Source organism: Streptomyces sp. NPDC034084 (assembly GCF_055575535.1).
The window spans coordinates 66651-81223 of the sequence record NZ_JBVISK010000004.1; the positions used below are offsets into that span (position 1 = coordinate 66651).

Genomic DNA, 14573 nt, shown 5'->3' on the forward strand with positions numbered 1-14573 from the left:
CCGACCATGACGGTCATCACGACCACCGACCCGACGTGGCGACCGGGGGAGCAGCGATGACGCGGACCGACCCCACCCGGTCGACCGGGGCACGGCCATGACCATCGACCCGTTCTGGCTGACCGTGGGCGTGGCGCTGCTCGCCTGTGTCCTGGGCGTCGTCGGCGTCCAGGTGTACGCGAGCGGGGCCCGCCGTCACGCCGCTCTCGTCGCCCGTCTCGACGAGAGCGGCGAGCCGGAGGCCGTGACCGGCCGCCGCAGACGACGCTTCCGGGGCGTCGACCGGCGTGTACGGAAGACCGCCCTCGGCCGGAGACTGGAGCTGCGGATCGCGGCGACGGGCCTCGACATCACGCCGGGCGAGTTCACGGTGGCTCTCGCGGCGACGGTGGCGGTGCTCTGGGTGGTGGGGCAGTCGGTGCTGTCCCCGTTCTTCGGCCCGATCTGCGGGCTCCTCGGCGTCTGGGTCGCGATGGGCTTCCTCAACTGGCAGCGGCAGAAACGCATCGAGCGGTTCATCAACCAGCTCCCCGAGCTCTCCCGCATCCTGGCGAACGCCACCCAGGCCGGACTCGCCCTCCGCATGGCCCTGAGTCTCGCGGCCGACGAGCTGGAGGCGCCGGCGGGCGACGAACTGGAGAAGGTGGCGCAGCAGTTGGCCGTCGGCACGTCCCTCGACGACGCCCTGGGGGAGCTGGCCGAGCGCCTCCCCTCCCGTGAACTCGTCGTCCTCGTCACCACGCTCGTCCTCGCGAACCGGGCCGGCGGCACGGTCGTCTCCTCCCTGCGGAACCTCACCGAGACGCTGGAGGAGCGCAAGGAGACCCGGCGCGAGGTCCGCACCCAGCTCTCCCAGGTGAGCATGACGGCGTACTCGGTCCCGGTGATCGGGGTGGGCTCGCTGCTGCTCATCGAGAACATGCAGCCGGGTGCGCTCGACCGGATGACCGGCTCGGGGATCGGACAGTTCGCCGTCGTCGCCGCGTTCGTCCTGTACGTGGTGGGCTTCGCCGCGATCCGCCGCTTCTCGAAGATCGACGTATAAGGGGCCCCGCGTGATGGACCTCCTCCTCGCCCTCCTCGCGGGCCTCGCCGTCGCCGGCTTCGCGTACGGCCTCCGGCTCTACCGGGCCGACGCCCGGCTGCCCGACGACCTCAGACTCGCGCTGGAGGTCGGGGCCACCCGTACGGGCGCGGTCGACTCGGCCGTCGACCGGCTGGGCATGCGATGGTCGCCGGCCGTGCTCCGGCTCATGGGCCCGAAGCGGGTCAACGCGGTCCGCCGCCGGATCGACCTCGCCGGAAACCCCGGGGGCCTCACCATCGACCGGTACGGGGCGAGGCGGGCGGTCTACGGCTTCCTGGGCGGCCTCGGGGGCCTGGTGATGCTGAGCAAGGGCTCGTACGTGACCGCCCTGCTGCTGCTGGCCTTCGGCGCGTTCTGGACGGAGGTCGGCATCTGGTCGGCGGTCCGCATCCGCAAGGACCAGATCGAACGCACGCTGCCGGACTTCCTGGACGTCCTCGCGGTCGTCGTCTCGGCGGGCCTCGGCTTCCGCCAGGCGCTGGAACGGGTCGCCGAGAAGTACGAGGGGCCGTGGGCAGACGAACTCCGCATCACCCTGCGCCAGATGGACATGGGCGTCAGCCGCCGCCAGGCCTTCGACGAACTCCGCCGCCGCAACGACTCGGAGCAGGTCGCCCAGTTCGTCACGGCCCTTCAGCAGGGCGAGGAACTGGGCGCGCCGATCGTGGACACGCTGATACAGATCGCCAACGACATGCGGCGCACGGACGCGCAGAACGCACGGCGGAAGGCCGCGAAGGCGGTCCCGAAGGCGACGATGGTGATCACGACACTGATGGTCCCGGCGACGATGATCCTGCTCGGCGCGGGGCTGTTCCTGGGCACGGGAACGGACTTCGGGTCGGTGACTGGGGAGTGAAGTGCGGTGACATATTCGGGGGAAAGGACTTCGCGGGCGCAACCCGATGTGCCAGAGTGCGGACTGAGTGTGAGGGGGTGGAGTCGATGGGCCACCTGCGTCATCAGGCCCACCCGACGACGGGCCCCTGTCCGCCGACCCGACTGTCGGCGTACGGTGCCCATGCGCAGGCGTCTGAACGCGGAGGGGACCACGATGAACGACGCGATGCTGAAGGCCCTGACGAAGGCCAAGCTGGCTGTGACCGCGAGGCTGTTGCGGGGCGACCGTGGGCAGACGGCGGTGGAGTATCTGGGGATCATTGTGGTGGTGGTGGCGATCGTGATCGCGATCACCGGCACGGACATCGGAAAGTCGATCAAGGATGCCATCACGCAGAAGATCGCCGATCTCACCGGGGGCGAGTAGAGGAGGCCCGATTGCGCGGTGACGCCGGGCAGGCATTTCCTGCCTACGTCGCTGTCATCGCGGGCTTACTGTTCCTTGGGTTCGTCTACTTGGCAGTCGGACAGGCCGCTGCAACCCGCAACGGTGCCCAGACTGCTGCGGACGCGGCGGCACTTGCGGCTGCCCAAGACGCCCGGGATCAGCTCCATGAAGGATGGCTCGCGGTGGTCCGTGACCCTGCGCAGTGGGACGGTTTCCTTCAGGGCACGGAATACGACTTTAGCGCCGCGTGTGATCGGGCTGCTGACTTCGCAGCAAGAAACGGCGCACAGATCGACGACGGTCGCTGCAAACCTCTCACTTCGGGAAGAGAAGGGTTCAGCGTCACGGTGCGTACGGCGGGAACTGTCGGTCGATCCATCGTCCCGGGAACGGAGAGGCGGCACGCCACTGCCTCCGCAAAGGCTGTGGTCGACCCGAACTGCATCTTCCTTCCACCGGAAGGACAGGCGCCAGAGGAACCCGATGAGGAACCTGGCCCCTCGGAACCGAGTGAGGAGCCGCCGCCGGAACCTGAGCCGATCACCGGCCTTACCTGTGATGGCATTGCCTGGACGATCGACCTCAAGGACCCGAAGCTTCCGAGCGCCACCGATCTCTTCACCGTTCGACTGGTTGGCGACGACGAGTAAAGGAATCACGCTCATGAACGTTCCGTCCGCACGGAAAGGGGTGGCCTCCCTCGCGGTCCTCTCGATGGCTCTGCTCGCGGTCGGCTGCGGCGCCGAGGACAAGCCGAAGGCGGACAAGCCGGTCTCGGCGACTACGGCCCCTCAGAAGACCCGAGCGACGCCAGGGCAGCAAGGCACGGAGGCGCCGGTGGAATCCCTGGCTGTCGTCCGAGGACAGAAGGGGTTGGAGTTCACGGTCAGTTCCGTAGATCGAGACGCGGGGGGATTCCTCACCCTCAAGGGGCAGTTGAAGAACACATCCGAATCGGCAGCGGCTATCTCGTCTCAGACGAGCGGGGACGAGACGGAGGTTATGAAGCATGGCAGCTCTTTCGGAGGCGCCACGCTTATCGACGCCGTGGGTAAGAAGCGCTACTACGTGCTCCGTGACACGGATGGTCGGCCTCTGACCACTACGGGGCTCAGCGTGCTCTCGCCGAAGGCGACTGCCGACGTCTTCATGCAATTCCCCGCACCCCCCGCCAACACCACCGAAGTCTCCCTCCAGCTCCCCACCTTCGAACCCGCCACCCTCAAGCTCTCCTGAGGCGACGCCATGACGACGACGACAAACCGCCGCCTCGCCACCCTCGTGCTCGTGTGCGTGGCCCTTGGGCCGTTCGCTGGGCCCGTGGCCCATGCCGATGACGGGCCCGGGTCCGCCGGCTCCGCCTCGCCCGCTCCCGTCATCGACGCGAACTCGCCGAACCTGATGCTTCCCGACGGCGCCACCCTCGCCCCCGCCAAGGTGCTCGACATCAAGCAGATCGTCGAGGAGGAGGGCGGGCAGCAGCGGCGGCAGGACACCAACGTGGACGTGACGTTCGCCCTGCAGGCCGAGGTGCTGTTCCCGAAGAACAGCGCCAAGCTCTCGCCCGACGCCACCGCCCGTATCGCCGCCGTCGCCGCCGAGATCGACAAGATGGGGTCCGGGCGGGTGCGGGTCTTCGGGTTCACCGACAACCTGGGGACGTACGAGCACGGGCTCAAGCTGTCGAAGGAGAGGGCCGTGGCCGTGCAGCAGGTGCTCGCGCGGGTCCTCGACCCCGGGACGACCTTCGACATCCGCGGGTACAGCGAGGACTACCCGATCGCCGACAACCGCACCGAGGAGGGCCGGAAGAAGAACCGCCGCGTCGAGATCTCCTTCCCCCGCACCTCTCCCACCGCCCCCGCACCCTAGAGAGCCAGCGCCGCCCGAATCGTCGCCGTCATGCGGTCCGGGTGGCGGAAGACCTCCCCGGCCGTGAAGCGCAGGACGCGGCGGATCTCCGGGCAGGACTGGAGCGCGTTGAAGCGGGCGACGTCCCGTTCGTGGGCGCGACGGGTGCCGTGGTAGGCGTGGCCCTCGATCTCCACCGCCAGGCCCGCCGCCCGGAAGAGGAAGTCCGGGCGCAGGGGCCGGCCGTCCGCCGCGAGGACCCTCGGCTGTGACTCGGGGGTCCACCCCGCGTCCCCCATCCGCAGTCTCGCGACCGTCTCCGCCGGGGAGCCCGACGCCGGCTCGGTCAGCCGGAGCCAGGTCCGGGCGCGGGCCGCTCCCCGCCGGGGCGCCGCGAGTTCGGCGGCGAGGTCGTCGTGCCGGACGAGGGCCTCGCGTCGTACCCCCTCGACCGCCCGCCCGGCGAGCGCCGAGTCCGCGACGACCACCGCCGCCTCGCGGGTGCCGGCGGCCCGCATGAGGTCGGCGACGGTGCGCGCGGGGGTCGTCGTCCGCAGTCCCCGTCGTGTCGACCGGTCCCCGTCCGTGAGGAAGGCGGTGGTGTGGATCCGTATCCGGTCACCGCGTGCCGACCTGGCCGGCGGTGGTGCGGTGAAGTCGAGGAGCTCCGGTGGGGACGTCCCGCCCAGCATTTCGATGCGGTGCAGCCGCGCCGCCGTCCCGTGGCTGCACACCAGTTCCGGGCGCAGGAACTGGAGGGCCGCCGCCCTCAGCCGCCAGTCCACCTCCCTTCCCGGGGCCGCCCAGGCGCCCCGGCAGATCCGCTGCCAGCCGTCGCGGCGCAGCCGGCCGGCCAGCCGGCCCGGCGGCCAGCCCGCCGCGACCGCCCAGACCGTCAGAAGGACCCCGCCCCTGGCGAGGATCGCCAACTCGTACATACGCCCAACGATCCACGGAAGAGGGACACTTCGCACCCCCTGTGGAAAACCTGGCGAAAGACGTCGCCAGGAAAGCGCAAACAGGGCGAGACGTACGCACGGAGCGGGAGCATCCTGGGGAGATGGCGGCGACCCCGAACGCGCCCCTCAGCGCGACCTCCCATCCGACCCCCACCCCGACTTCGAACACGACTTCCCCCCCGACCCCCGGTGTCCAACTGGTCAGTGACCTCGTCACCCGCGTCCCCGAGTTCCGGAGCGCCTACGAGACCCACGTCTTCCATCAGGGCGGCGTCCATCCCCACGTGTTCTTCTGGGACGTCGTCCAGCACACCGTCCGCTCCTTCCTCGGCGAGGTCCCCGGGGCCGCGTCACCCGGCCGGCCCCACTGGCGCCGCACGCTCGACTTCCTGGAGGAGCAGAGCGCGCGGGGGATCCTCGGAGTCGACGAGGTCATCGTCACGTCCTTCCTCGGCGACCTGCCCTCGCCCCAGGAGCCCGGCCACGCCATCGTCCAGCAGCTCGGTCCCGTGATGGCCGCGAAGTTCGTCCGCATAAGGCCCCTCGGCTGACCCCTCCGTACGCCCCGGGATAATCGGGCCATGCCCCTGGCCAGACCCGACCGCCCCACCCTCGCCGCCCTCGGTGGTTACGCCGCCGTCCGGCTGGTCGGCCTCGTGGCCCTCGCGGTCGCCGCCGCCGGGGCCGGCAAGGACGGGCTGCACCGGCTCAACGGGCGCTGGGACTCCGTCTGGTACGTGCGTATCGCCGAGCACGGGTACGGGTACCAGGTCACCCTGCCGAACGGTGACGTCCACTCCGACCTGGCCTTCTTCCCTCTCCTCCCGGCCCTGGAGCGCGGCCTGTCCGCCGTCCTTCCCGTCGACGCGGCCACCGCCGGGCTCCTCGTCTCCTGGACCGCCGGGCTCGCCGCCGCCTGGGGGATCCACCGGTGCGGGGCGCAGGCCTTCGGGCCCAGGGCCGGCATCGTGCTCGCCGTCCTCTGGGGTGTGTACCCGACCGCGTTCGTCCAGTCGATGGCGTACACGGAGACGCTGTTCACCGCCCTCGCCGCCTGGTCGCTGTACGCGGTCATGCGCGGGCGCTGGATCCTCGCCGGTGTGCTGTGCGCGGTCGCCGGGCTCACCCGGCCGACGGCCGTCGCGCTGATCGCCGCCCTCGGCGTCACGGCCCTCGTCACCCTCGTACGGAAGAGAAGGCTGCGCTGGTCGACCGTCGCGGGAGTGGCCGTCGCCCCGCTGGGCTGGCTCGCGTACGTCGCCTACGTCGGGGTCCGCCAGGGGAGCCCGACCGCCTACTTCGACGTGCAGGCCGCCTGGGGCAACTCCATCGACGGCGGTGTCGCCCTCGCCCTGTTCATCGCCGGCCTGCCCTGGCCCGCCGCCCTCGGACTGGGCGCGGCGCTCGCGCTGCTCGGCTGGCTGCTCGCCCTGTGCGTCCGGCAGCGGCAGCCGCTGCCACTGCTCGTCCACACGATCGGCGTCGTGTTCGTCTCCCTCGTCGGCGCCGCCTACTTCGGCTCCCGGCCCCGCCTGATGATGCCCGCGTTCGGGCTGCTGCTCCCGCCCGCCGTGGCCCTCGCGCGCGTACGGACGCGCACCGTCGTGCCCGTCCTCTCCGGCCTCGCGCTCGCCTCCGGCGCCTACGGGGCGTTCACCCTGCTCGGTTCGGGGCCCCCGTGACCTTCACGCGCACGCGTACTCCCGGGTCCAGCCCCCACCCCGCCATCGCGCCCGCCTCCGCCTCCAGGACGTGCCGGCCGCGCGGCCGCACCATGCCGAGCCGGCCCGGCCGCATCGTCACCACGGACCGGACCGTGAACGAGCCGTCCAGATAGGCCACGTCGATCGGGAACCGCATGCCGAAGGTGTGCACGCTGTTCGTCCGCACGATGAGCAGCGCCCCCGCGATCCCGTCCCGGCCGAGGAGCCCGCGCCGGCGCGCCCGGTACGAGGCCGCCACCTCCAGCGGGATCTCCAGAGCGGCCACCGCCAGAATCCCCGCCCCGTCCACCCATTTCGCCATGCGGCAGACCGTAGCGGTACGGGCCCCTAAGGTCTCGTCCGTGTACGTCACGCTGATCGCCGTCGCCGCCCTGTGGGGGGCCGCCGCCGGGCTGCTCGTGCCCCGGGCCGCGTACCGGCTCTCCGTCGGACCGGAGGAGCCGTGGCGCGCCCGCTGCCCCGCCGGGCACCTCCTCCTCGGGCCCGGGCGCGGCTGGCTCGGCGCCCCCGGCCGGCAGGCCTGCGCGACCACCCCGAGCCCGTTCGTCGCACCGCTGCTCACCGCCCTCGCCTGCGCCGCGCTCGCCGCCGCGACCGGCGGGCCCCGGCCCGAGCTCGCGGTCTGGCTGCTCGCCGCGCCCTTCGCCGTCCTCCTCGCCACCATCGACGCGCGCGTGCACCGGCTGCCGGACGGCCTCACCCTGCCGCTCGCCGCCGCCGTCCCGCTGCTCCTCGGGGGCGCCGAACTCCTCCCGTACGACGCCGGATCCTGGATCCACGCACTGCTCGGCGGGCTCGTACTCGGCGGGGCCTATCTGGTGCTGTTCCTGATCAACCCCAGCGGGCTCGGCTTCGGCGACGTGAAGCTGGCGGTCCCGCTGGGCGCCGCCCTCGGCTGGTACGGCTGGGGCGTGCTGTTCGCCGGCGCCTTCGCGGGCTTCCTCCTCGGCGCGTTGTACGGCCTCGGTCTCGTCCTGCTGCGGCGGGCCGGCCGGTCCTCGGCGATCCCCTTCGGACCGTTCATGCTCGGCGGCGGGCTGCTCGGCCTTCTCCTCGGCGCGTTCACCGCCGTTCCCTGAAAGCCCGCCCCTAGCATCGCCGCACATGCGGACCATCACGAGCGAACCACCCGTAAGCGACGAAATCCCCGTATCTCCCCCAGCCCCCTGGTACCGCCGCCCCGCGCTCATCCCCTGGCTCTGGGCCGCCGGGCTCCTCCTCCTCTACGCGACCGTCGCCGTCCGCCGCCACCAGCTGCTGCGCACCACCGGCTACGACCTCGGCATCTTCGAGCAGGCCGTCCGCGCCTACGCCGAACTCCGGGCGCCCGTCGCCCCCTTGCGCGGCGAGGGCTTCCACCTGCTCGGCGACCACTTCCACCCCCTGCTCGCCGTCCTCACCCCCTTCTACCGGGTCTGGCCCTCCCCGCTCTGCCTGCTCCTCGCCCAGTCCGCGCTGCTCGCCCTCGCCGTCGTCCCCCTCGCCCGCCGGGCCGGTGACGTCCTCGGTCCCGCGGCCGCCCACACCGTCGCCGCCGCGTACGGGCTGAGCTGGGGCATCGCCTCCGCCGCCGCCTTCGACTTCCACGAGGTCGCGCTCGCCGTCCCGCTGCTCTCCTTCTCCCTCGAAGCGCTCGCCCGGCGGCGCTGGAGCCAGGCCGTCGCCTGGGCGGCGCCGCTGCTGCTCGTCAAGGAGGACCTGGGCTTCACCCTCGCCGCCGTCGGCGCGTACATCGCCCTCAAAGGCTCCCGCCGCCTCGGCCTCGCCACCGCGGCGGCCGGCGTCCTCGGCTCGCTCATCGAGGTCGAGGTGCTGCTCCCGGCCTTCAACCCCGGCGGCGGTTACGCCCACGGCGGCAACCTCGCCGACGCGCAGGGCTCCCTGCTCTCCACCCTCGCGCACGCCCCGCTCGACGTGCTCCGCCCCGAGGCCAAGGCGGTCACCCTGATCCTGGTCTTCGCCCCGTCCGCGCTGCTCGCGCTCCGCTCGCCGCTCGCCCTGATCGCGGTCCCCACCCTCGGCTGGCGGCTGCTCTCCGAGAACGCCTTCCACTGGGGAACTGCCTTCCACTACAGCGCGATCCTCATGCCGGTCGTCCTCGCCGGTCTCGTCGACGTCCTGAGCCGGAAGTCCGCCGACCGGCGCGAGCTGCGGGCCGTGCTCGCGACCGTCCTCGCCGTGACCGTCGTCCTGCTCCCGTCCTTCCCGCTGGCCCAGCTCGCCCAGCGGGCCACCTGGCGCACCACCCCGCACATCGAGGCGGCCCGCGCGCTGCTCGCCCGCATCCCCGACGGCGCCACCGTCGCCGCCTCCAACCGGCTCGCGCCGCAGCTCACCGCGCGCTGCACGGTCGTCCTCTTCCCGACGTTCCCGGTGGGCGGCGAGCTCCACCCCTCCGAGGTCCCGGCCATCCCGGCGCCGACCGCCGCGTGGATCGTCCACGACGAGCAGGCGCCCGAGGCGTGGCCGTACCCCTCGGGCCACTGGCCCTACCCCCCGGAGCGGCAGCTGGCCGAGCTGGAGGCCGCGACCCGTACGTACGGCTACGAGGTCGTGGCCCGGCGGGATGGCATCACCCTGCTGCACCGCAGGGCCGACGGCTGATCCGCCGGAAGTCACCGCAGGGCCGACGGCCGATCCCCTGGAAGTCACCGCGGGACCGACGGGCGGACCCGCGGAAAGCCGCCCGCGCGACCTCTCCCGTCAACGCCGCGCCCGTCGGGGCCGGTCCCTCTTCGGAGGGACGGAACCCCGCCGCCACGCCGGGGCGCAAACCCGCCACACACCCCCGGAGCCCTTGTGCCGCTTGGGATCCGGCCGATCCGACACGCTTCGTTCGGCGTACCTGGCGCGCAACACGACTAACGAAGGGTTATGGTGGAAACCCCCCCTCGGGCCGGTCCGTATCCCCCCCACGGACCGGCCCGTTTTTTCTTTCCCGCGAGGCCCACGAGCTTTCCCGCGAGGCGGCAACGAGGGCGGTCAGCCCCGGCCGGCCCAGATGTTCGTCCCGGCGGTGTCCACCGCGAAGGAGTCGATCTCCTTGAGCTCCTCATCGGACAGCGGCGGCCCGTGCAGCGCGGCCACGTTCTCCTCCAGCTGGGCGACGCTGGACGCGCCGATCAGTGCCGAGGTCATCCGCTCGTCCCGGAGCACCCACGACAGCGCGAGCTGGGCGAGGGACTGCCCGCGCCGCTCGGCGATCTCCGCGAGACCGCGCAGGCGACGCAGCACCTCGTCGGAGAGCAGGCCGGGGTCGAGGGACTTGCCCTGGGTGGCCCGCGAGCCCGCCGGGACGCCCTTCAGGTACTTGTTGGTGAGCAGCCCCTGGGCCAGGGGGACGAAGGAGATGCAGCCCATGCCGGCCTCCTCCAGGGTGTCGAGGAGGCCGTCCTCCTCGGTCCAGCGGTTGATCATGGAGTACGAGGGCTGGTGGATCAGGGCCGGGACGCCCATCTCGCGCAGGATCCGGGCCGCCTCGGCGGTCTGCTCGCTCGTGTAGGAGGAGACGCCGACGTACAGCGCCTTGCCCTGCTGGACGGCGGAGGCCAGGGCCCCCATCGTCTCCTCCAGCGGGGTGTGCGGGTCGAAGCGGTGCGAGTAGAAGATGTCGACGTAGTCGAGGCCCATCCGGTTCAGGGAGGCGTCGAGCGAGGACAGCAGGTACTTGCGGGAGCCCCACTCGCCGTACGGACCGGGGTGCATCAGGTAGCCGGCCTTGGTGGAGACGATCAGCTCGTCCCGGTAGGGCGCGAAGTCCTGGGCGAAGAGCTTGCCGAAGTTCAGCTCGGCGGAGCCGGGCGGCGGCCCGTAGTTGTTCGCCAGGTCGAAGTGGGTGACGCCCAGGTCGAAGGCGCGGCGCAGGATCGCGCGCTGGTTGTCGAGCGCGCGGTCGTCGCCGAAGTTGTGCCAGAGGCCGAGGGAGATCGCCGGGAGCTTCAGGCCGCTGCGGCCCGAACGGCGGTACTCCATGGAGTCGTAACGGTCGGCGGAGGCGCGGTAGAGGGGGGAATCAGTCACGTATCTCTGCTTATCACGGACTTGTGACAGTCCCGGGCTGGGAGCCCGTCGCCGGTGCGCAGTAGTGTGGCGGCTTCGGGGGCCGACGCTGCATGGAGGGGTAAAGAACAGTGAACCTGCGCGACCTGGTGTACGGGCTCTACGCACGCCGGGTGGAAGGCCGCCTCGACCATGCCCAGGTGCCCAAGCACATCGGGGTCATCCTCGACGGGAACCGTCGCTGGGCGAAGGCGTCCGGCGGGACGCCCGAGCAGGGACACAAGGCCGGCGCGGACAAGATCCAGGAGCTGCTCGGCTGGTGTGCCGAGACGGACGTCGAGGTCGTCACGCTCTGGATGCTCTCCACGGACAACCTGAACCGCCCCGAGGAGCAGCTCGTCCCGCTGCTCGGCATCATCGAGAACGCGGTGCGTTCGCTGGCCGCCGACGGCCGCTGGCGGGTCCACCACGTGGGCACGATGGACCTGCTGCCCTCCCGTACCCAGACGGTGCTGAAGGAGGCCGAGCAGGCCACCCACGGCAACACGGGGATACTCGTGAACGTGGCGGTGGGCTACGGCGGCCGGCAGGAGATCGCGGACGCCGTCCGCTCGCTGCTCCTGGAACACGCGGAGCGGGGGACGAGCTTCGAGGAGCTCGCCGAGATCGTCGACGTCGAGCACATCTCCGAGCACCTCTACACGCGCGGGCAGCCCGACCCCGACCTCGTGATCCGTACGAGCGGTGAGCAGCGTCTGTCCGGGTTCATGCTGTGGCAGAGCGCCCATTCGGAGTACTACTTCTGCGAGGTCCACTGGCCGGCGTTCCGGAAGGTCGACTTCCTGCGGGCGCTGCGGGACTACGCGGCCCGGCACCGGCGCTACGGGGCCTGACCCTCCCCCCAGACCTGCCCGAGATCCCACCCGGACATCTCCGGTCGGAACCGATCACCTCATGTTCATGAACACGTCGTCATATGCCATGGCATGGCTGTGGCTGTTCGAGGGCATATCCCTGGTGAAGTGAGCGGCACGGAGACCGCCACCCGGGAGGCCCCTTGCACCAGGACGACCGTGCGGGACACGTACGGGAGAAGCGGAGGGCCGTGGTTCGGCCCGCGCAGCGCGGCCTGAGCCCGGTCCCATTCCGCAGCGACACCGGTTCCGTCGCACCCCGACCTCACAGGGGTCTTCAGAGGGGGTCTGTCCTTCCGTGGTGACCAGCACGAAGCGCCGCCTTTCCGACCGGCGCACCTATGTTCTCGACACCAGCGTCCTGCTGGCCGACCCCAAAGCCGTCACGCGCTTCGAGGAGCACGAGGTGGTGCTCCCGATCGTCGTGGTGACGGAGCTGGAGGCCAAGCGGCACCATCCGGAACTCGGCTACTTCGCCCGGCAGGCGCTGCGCCTGCTCGACGACTTCCGGGTCCGGTACGGACGCCTCGACGCCCCGCTCCCCATCGGGGACCTGGGCGGCACCCTGCGTGTCGAACTCAACCATTCCGACCCCGGCGTCCTGCCCGCCGGCTACAGGTTGGGGGACAACGACTCACGGATCCTCGCGGTCGCGCGCAACCTCCAGGCGGAGGGGTACGACGTCACGGTCGTCTCCAAGGACCTGCCGCTGCGCATCAAGGCCTCCTCGGTCGGGCTCCTCGCCGAGGAGTACCGCGCCGAGCTCGCCATCACGGAGAACAACGGCTGGACCGGGATGTCCGAGCTCGCGCTCTCCGGGGAGCAGGTGGACCTGCTCTTCGACCAGGACTCGCTGTACGTCCCGGAGGCCGCCGAGCTTCCGGTCCACACCGGTCTGGTGCTCCAGTCCGAGCGCGGCAAGGCGCTCGGCCGGGTCACCGCCGAGGGGAACGTACGGCTCGTCAGGGGCGACCGGGAGGCCTTCGGGCTCCGCGGCCGCAGCGCGGAGCAGCGGATCGCGCTCGACCTGCTGCTCGATCCGGACGTCGGCATCATCTCCATGGGCGGCCGGGCCGGCACGGGCAAGTCGGCGCTCGCCCTCTGCGCCGGCCTGGAGGCCGTCCTGGAGCGCCGGCAGCACCAGAAGGTGATGGTCTTCCGCCCGTTGTACGCGGTCGGCGGCCAGGAGCTGGGGTACCTGCCGGGCAGCGAGGCCGAGAAGATGAGCCCGTGGGCGCAGGCGGTCTTCGACACGCTGTCCTCGGTCGCCGGCCGGGAGGTGATCGAGGAGGTGCTCGGCCGCGGGATGCTGGAGGTCCTGCCGCTCACCCACATCCGGGGCCGCTCGCTCCACGACGCCTTCGTCATCGTGGACGAGGCCCAGTCCCTCGAGCGGAACGTCCTGTTGACCGTTCTGTCCCGGATCGGGGCGAATTCACGGGTCGTCCTGACCCATGACGTCGCCCAGCGCGACAACCTCCGGGTCGGCCGGTACGACGGAGTCGTCGCCGTGGTCGAGAAACTGAAGGGGCATCCGCTCTTCGCCCACGTCACCCTCACCCGCTCGGAGCGCTCCCCGATCGCCGCGCTCGTGACCGAGATGCTGGAGGACGTTCAGATCTGACCGATTCGTACCCGTCCGTACGGGTAAGGAAGTTGGCGCCGCCCGGCAAAGCGCACGAGCTTAGCCGGGCGGCGCTCCGCTGTCCCCCGGATCCGTCAAAACACCTGCGGCTGTCGGGGTGTGAGCTTTCACACGCAGCACAGAATTGCCTTGCGGTATCGCCGTCCGGCAGAGTCTTGCTTCCGTCAGGCCCCGCATACGGCACACGTGCACCCTCAGGGGTGCGCACCGCACCACACAACTCCACAGCCGCTGACCGTATGCCGCCCACAGCACCACGGGCCCGTGTCTTCTGTGACCCCGTACGTCGGAGACCAGTGCCAGGGGCAAGATTTCGCCCGCGTGGTCACCTGTGCGGGCGTGCTGGAAGGAAACCGTGTGAGCCGGATCTCGGTCCGGGGATTCGCGGTGGCTTCGGCCACTGCGGTCACCACCGTCGGCGCCGTTGTCGGCGTCGCCTCGGGCAACGCCGCCCAGGCCACCTCCGACGACAACTTCGAGGCCACCGCGGCCGACACCACGCTGCTCGCGGACATTCCCGCGGGAGAGCAGGCCCAGGTACAGGTCTCGTCCCTCTCGGAGCAGGCGGACGTCCAGGCCGCCGCCGCCGACGCCTCCCTGAAGAAGTCCGCGGAGGAGGCGGCCCGCATCCGTGCCGCCAAGGACGCCGAGGCCAAGAAGGAGGCGGCCGAGAAGGCCGCCGCCGAGGAGAAGGCCGAGAAGGAGCGCAAGGAGGCGGAGAAGGAGCGCGCGAGCCGCTCCGCCGTCCGCGACGCCACGTCCTTCGCCGCGCAGGGCTCCTACAGCATCGCCGAGGTCCAGGCGATGGCCCGGCAGATGATGCCGTCCGACCAGTTCCAGTGCTTCAGCAACATCGTGGACCACGAGTCCGGCTGGAACTACCGCGCGACCAACCCGTCTTCGGGCGCGTACGGCCTCGTGCAGGCCCTCCCGGGCTACAAGATGGCCTCCGCCGGCGCCGACTGGCAGACCAACCCCGCCACCCAGATCAAGTGGGGCGTCAACTACATGGACAGCCGCTACGGCAGCCCGTGCGGCGCCTGGTCCTTCTGGCAGGCCAACCGCTGGTACTAGCCCGCGTGCTCAACCTCCGGAAGCCCCTCACC

At 71.3% G+C, this 14573-nt stretch carries 16 protein-coding genes; 13 read left to right on the forward strand and 3 right to left on the reverse strand.

What is annotated here, in order from left to right:
* Positions 1 to 97: 97 nt before the first annotated feature.
* From ACZ51I_RS15430 to ACZ51I_RS15455, 6 genes are all read left to right on the forward strand, one after another.
* On the forward strand, positions 98 to 1045 hold the full coding sequence (locus tag ACZ51I_RS15430) for a type II secretion system F family protein (RefSeq protein WP_468875791.1): 948 nt from the start codon (positions 98 to 100) through the stop codon (positions 1043 to 1045).
* A 13-nt stretch (positions 1046 to 1058) separates the two neighbouring features.
* On the forward strand, positions 1059 to 1946 hold the full coding sequence (locus ACZ51I_RS15435) for a DUF5936 domain-containing protein (protein ID WP_468876829.1): 888 nt from the start codon (positions 1059 to 1061) through the stop codon (positions 1944 to 1946).
* Between the two features lie 195 nt (positions 1947 to 2141).
* Positions 2142 to 2354: a Flp family type IVb pilin gene (locus tag ACZ51I_RS15440; protein WP_468875793.1), complete on the forward strand. Its 213-nt coding sequence runs from the start codon at positions 2142 to 2144 to the stop codon at positions 2352 to 2354.
* An 11-nt stretch (positions 2355 to 2365) separates the two neighbouring features.
* Entirely contained in the window at positions 2366 to 3025 is a 660-nt protein-coding gene (locus tag ACZ51I_RS15445; RefSeq protein ID WP_468875795.1) for a pilus assembly protein TadG-related protein, read from the forward strand.
* 13 nt (positions 3026 to 3038) lie between these two features.
* Positions 3039 to 3611, forward strand: coding sequence for a hypothetical protein (locus ACZ51I_RS15450; RefSeq protein ID WP_468875797.1), 573 nt, complete (start codon positions 3039 to 3041; stop codon positions 3609 to 3611).
* 9 nt (positions 3612 to 3620) lie between these two features.
* Entirely contained in the window at positions 3621 to 4247 is a 627-nt protein-coding gene (locus ACZ51I_RS15455) for an OmpA family protein (protein WP_468875799.1), read from the forward strand.
* Here the strand turns inward: ACZ51I_RS15455 and ACZ51I_RS15460 are convergent.
* On the reverse strand, positions 4244 to 5164 hold the full coding sequence (locus ACZ51I_RS15460) for a hypothetical protein (RefSeq protein ID WP_468875801.1): 921 nt from the start codon (positions 5162 to 5164) through the stop codon (positions 4244 to 4246). The genes ACZ51I_RS15455 and ACZ51I_RS15460 overlap by 4 nt on opposite strands.
* A gap of 122 nt (positions 5165 to 5286) precedes the next feature.
* On the opposite strand from ACZ51I_RS15460, the gene ACZ51I_RS15465 reads away from it, so the two are divergent.
* Both ACZ51I_RS15465 and ACZ51I_RS15470 read left to right on the forward strand, forming a co-directional pair.
* Complete coding sequence (locus tag ACZ51I_RS15465) at positions 5287 to 5736, forward strand: hypothetical protein (RefSeq protein WP_468875803.1); 450 nt, start codon at positions 5287 to 5289, stop codon at positions 5734 to 5736.
* Positions 5737 to 5766: 30 nt separating this feature from the next.
* Complete coding sequence (locus tag ACZ51I_RS15470) at positions 5767 to 6867, forward strand: mannosyltransferase family protein (protein ID WP_468875805.1); 1101 nt, start codon at positions 5767 to 5769, stop codon at positions 6865 to 6867.
* Here ACZ51I_RS15470 and ACZ51I_RS15475 read toward each other — a convergent pair.
* Positions 6839 to 7210: a DUF192 domain-containing protein gene (locus ACZ51I_RS15475; RefSeq protein WP_468875807.1), complete on the reverse strand. Its 372-nt coding sequence runs from the start codon at positions 7208 to 7210 to the stop codon at positions 6839 to 6841. The two genes, ACZ51I_RS15470 and ACZ51I_RS15475, sit on opposite strands and share 29 nt — an antisense overlap.
* Positions 7211 to 7250: 40 nt before the next feature.
* On the opposite strand from ACZ51I_RS15475, the gene ACZ51I_RS15480 reads away from it, so the two are divergent.
* Both ACZ51I_RS15480 and ACZ51I_RS15485 read left to right on the forward strand, forming a co-directional pair.
* Positions 7251 to 7988 carry a prepilin peptidase gene (locus ACZ51I_RS15480; protein WP_468876831.1) on the forward strand — a complete coding sequence of 246 codons (738 nt, stop codon included), beginning with the start codon at positions 7251 to 7253 and terminating at the stop codon, positions 7986 to 7988.
* A 25-nt stretch (positions 7989 to 8013) separates the two neighbouring features.
* Entirely contained in the window at positions 8014 to 9513 is a 1500-nt protein-coding gene (locus tag ACZ51I_RS15485; protein WP_468875809.1) for a DUF2079 domain-containing protein, read from the forward strand.
* A gap of 378 nt (positions 9514 to 9891) precedes the next feature.
* Here the strand turns inward: ACZ51I_RS15485 and mgrA are convergent, their stop codons facing one another.
* Positions 9892 to 10929, reverse strand: coding sequence for an L-glyceraldehyde 3-phosphate reductase (mgrA, locus tag ACZ51I_RS15490; RefSeq protein ID WP_468875811.1), 1038 nt, complete (start codon positions 10927 to 10929; stop codon positions 9892 to 9894).
* Between the two features lie 110 nt (positions 10930 to 11039).
* On the opposite strand from mgrA, the gene ACZ51I_RS15495 reads away from it, so the two are divergent.
* From ACZ51I_RS15495 to ACZ51I_RS15505, 3 genes are all read left to right on the forward strand, one after another.
* Complete coding sequence (locus tag ACZ51I_RS15495; RefSeq protein ID WP_468875813.1) at positions 11040 to 11801, forward strand: isoprenyl transferase; 762 nt, start codon at positions 11040 to 11042, stop codon at positions 11799 to 11801.
* 319 nt (positions 11802 to 12120) lie between these two features.
* Entirely contained in the window at positions 12121 to 13446 is a 1326-nt protein-coding gene (locus ACZ51I_RS15500; protein ID WP_468875815.1) for a PhoH family protein, read from the forward strand.
* 378 nt (positions 13447 to 13824) lie between these two features.
* The gene (locus tag ACZ51I_RS15505; RefSeq protein ID WP_468875817.1) at positions 13825 to 14541 is read left to right on the forward strand and encodes an aggregation-promoting factor C-terminal-like domain-containing protein; all 717 of its coding nucleotides are present in this window, start codon (positions 13825 to 13827) and stop codon (positions 14539 to 14541) included.
* The last annotated feature ends 32 nt before the right edge of the window (positions 14542 to 14573 follow it).

What these genes read in the sequence shown, in the direction of transcription:
- ACZ51I_RS15450 (WP_468875797.1), top strand. Translation starts at nt 3,039, where the DNA reads ATGAACGTTCCGTCCGCACGGAAAGGGGTGGCCTCCCTCGCGGTCCTC.
- ACZ51I_RS15465 (WP_468875803.1), top strand. Translation starts at nt 5,287, where the DNA reads ATGGCGGCGACCCCGAACGCGCCCCTCAGCGCGACCTCCCATCCGACC.
- ACZ51I_RS15485 (WP_468875809.1), top strand. Translation starts at nt 8,014, where the DNA reads ATGCGGACCATCACGAGCGAACCACCCGTAAGCGACGAAATCCCCGTA.
- ACZ51I_RS15475 (WP_468875807.1), bottom strand. Translation starts at nt 7,210, where the DNA reads ATGGCGAAATGGGTGGACGGGGCGGGGATTCTGGCGGTGGCCGCTCTG.
- ACZ51I_RS15440 (WP_468875793.1), top strand. Translation starts at nt 2,142, where the DNA reads ATGAACGACGCGATGCTGAAGGCCCTGACGAAGGCCAAGCTGGCTGTG.
- ACZ51I_RS15455 (WP_468875799.1), top strand. Translation starts at nt 3,621, where the DNA reads ATGACGACGACGACAAACCGCCGCCTCGCCACCCTCGTGCTCGTGTGC.
- ACZ51I_RS15460 (WP_468875801.1), bottom strand. Translation starts at nt 5,164, where the DNA reads ATGTACGAGTTGGCGATCCTCGCCAGGGGCGGGGTCCTTCTGACGGTC.
- ACZ51I_RS15430 (WP_468875791.1), top strand. Translation starts at nt 98, where the DNA reads ATGACCATCGACCCGTTCTGGCTGACCGTGGGCGTGGCGCTGCTCGCC.
- ACZ51I_RS15435 (WP_468876829.1), top strand. Translation starts at nt 1,059, where the DNA reads ATGGACCTCCTCCTCGCCCTCCTCGCGGGCCTCGCCGTCGCCGGCTTC.
- ACZ51I_RS15470 (WP_468875805.1), top strand. Translation starts at nt 5,767, where the DNA reads ATGCCCCTGGCCAGACCCGACCGCCCCACCCTCGCCGCCCTCGGTGGT.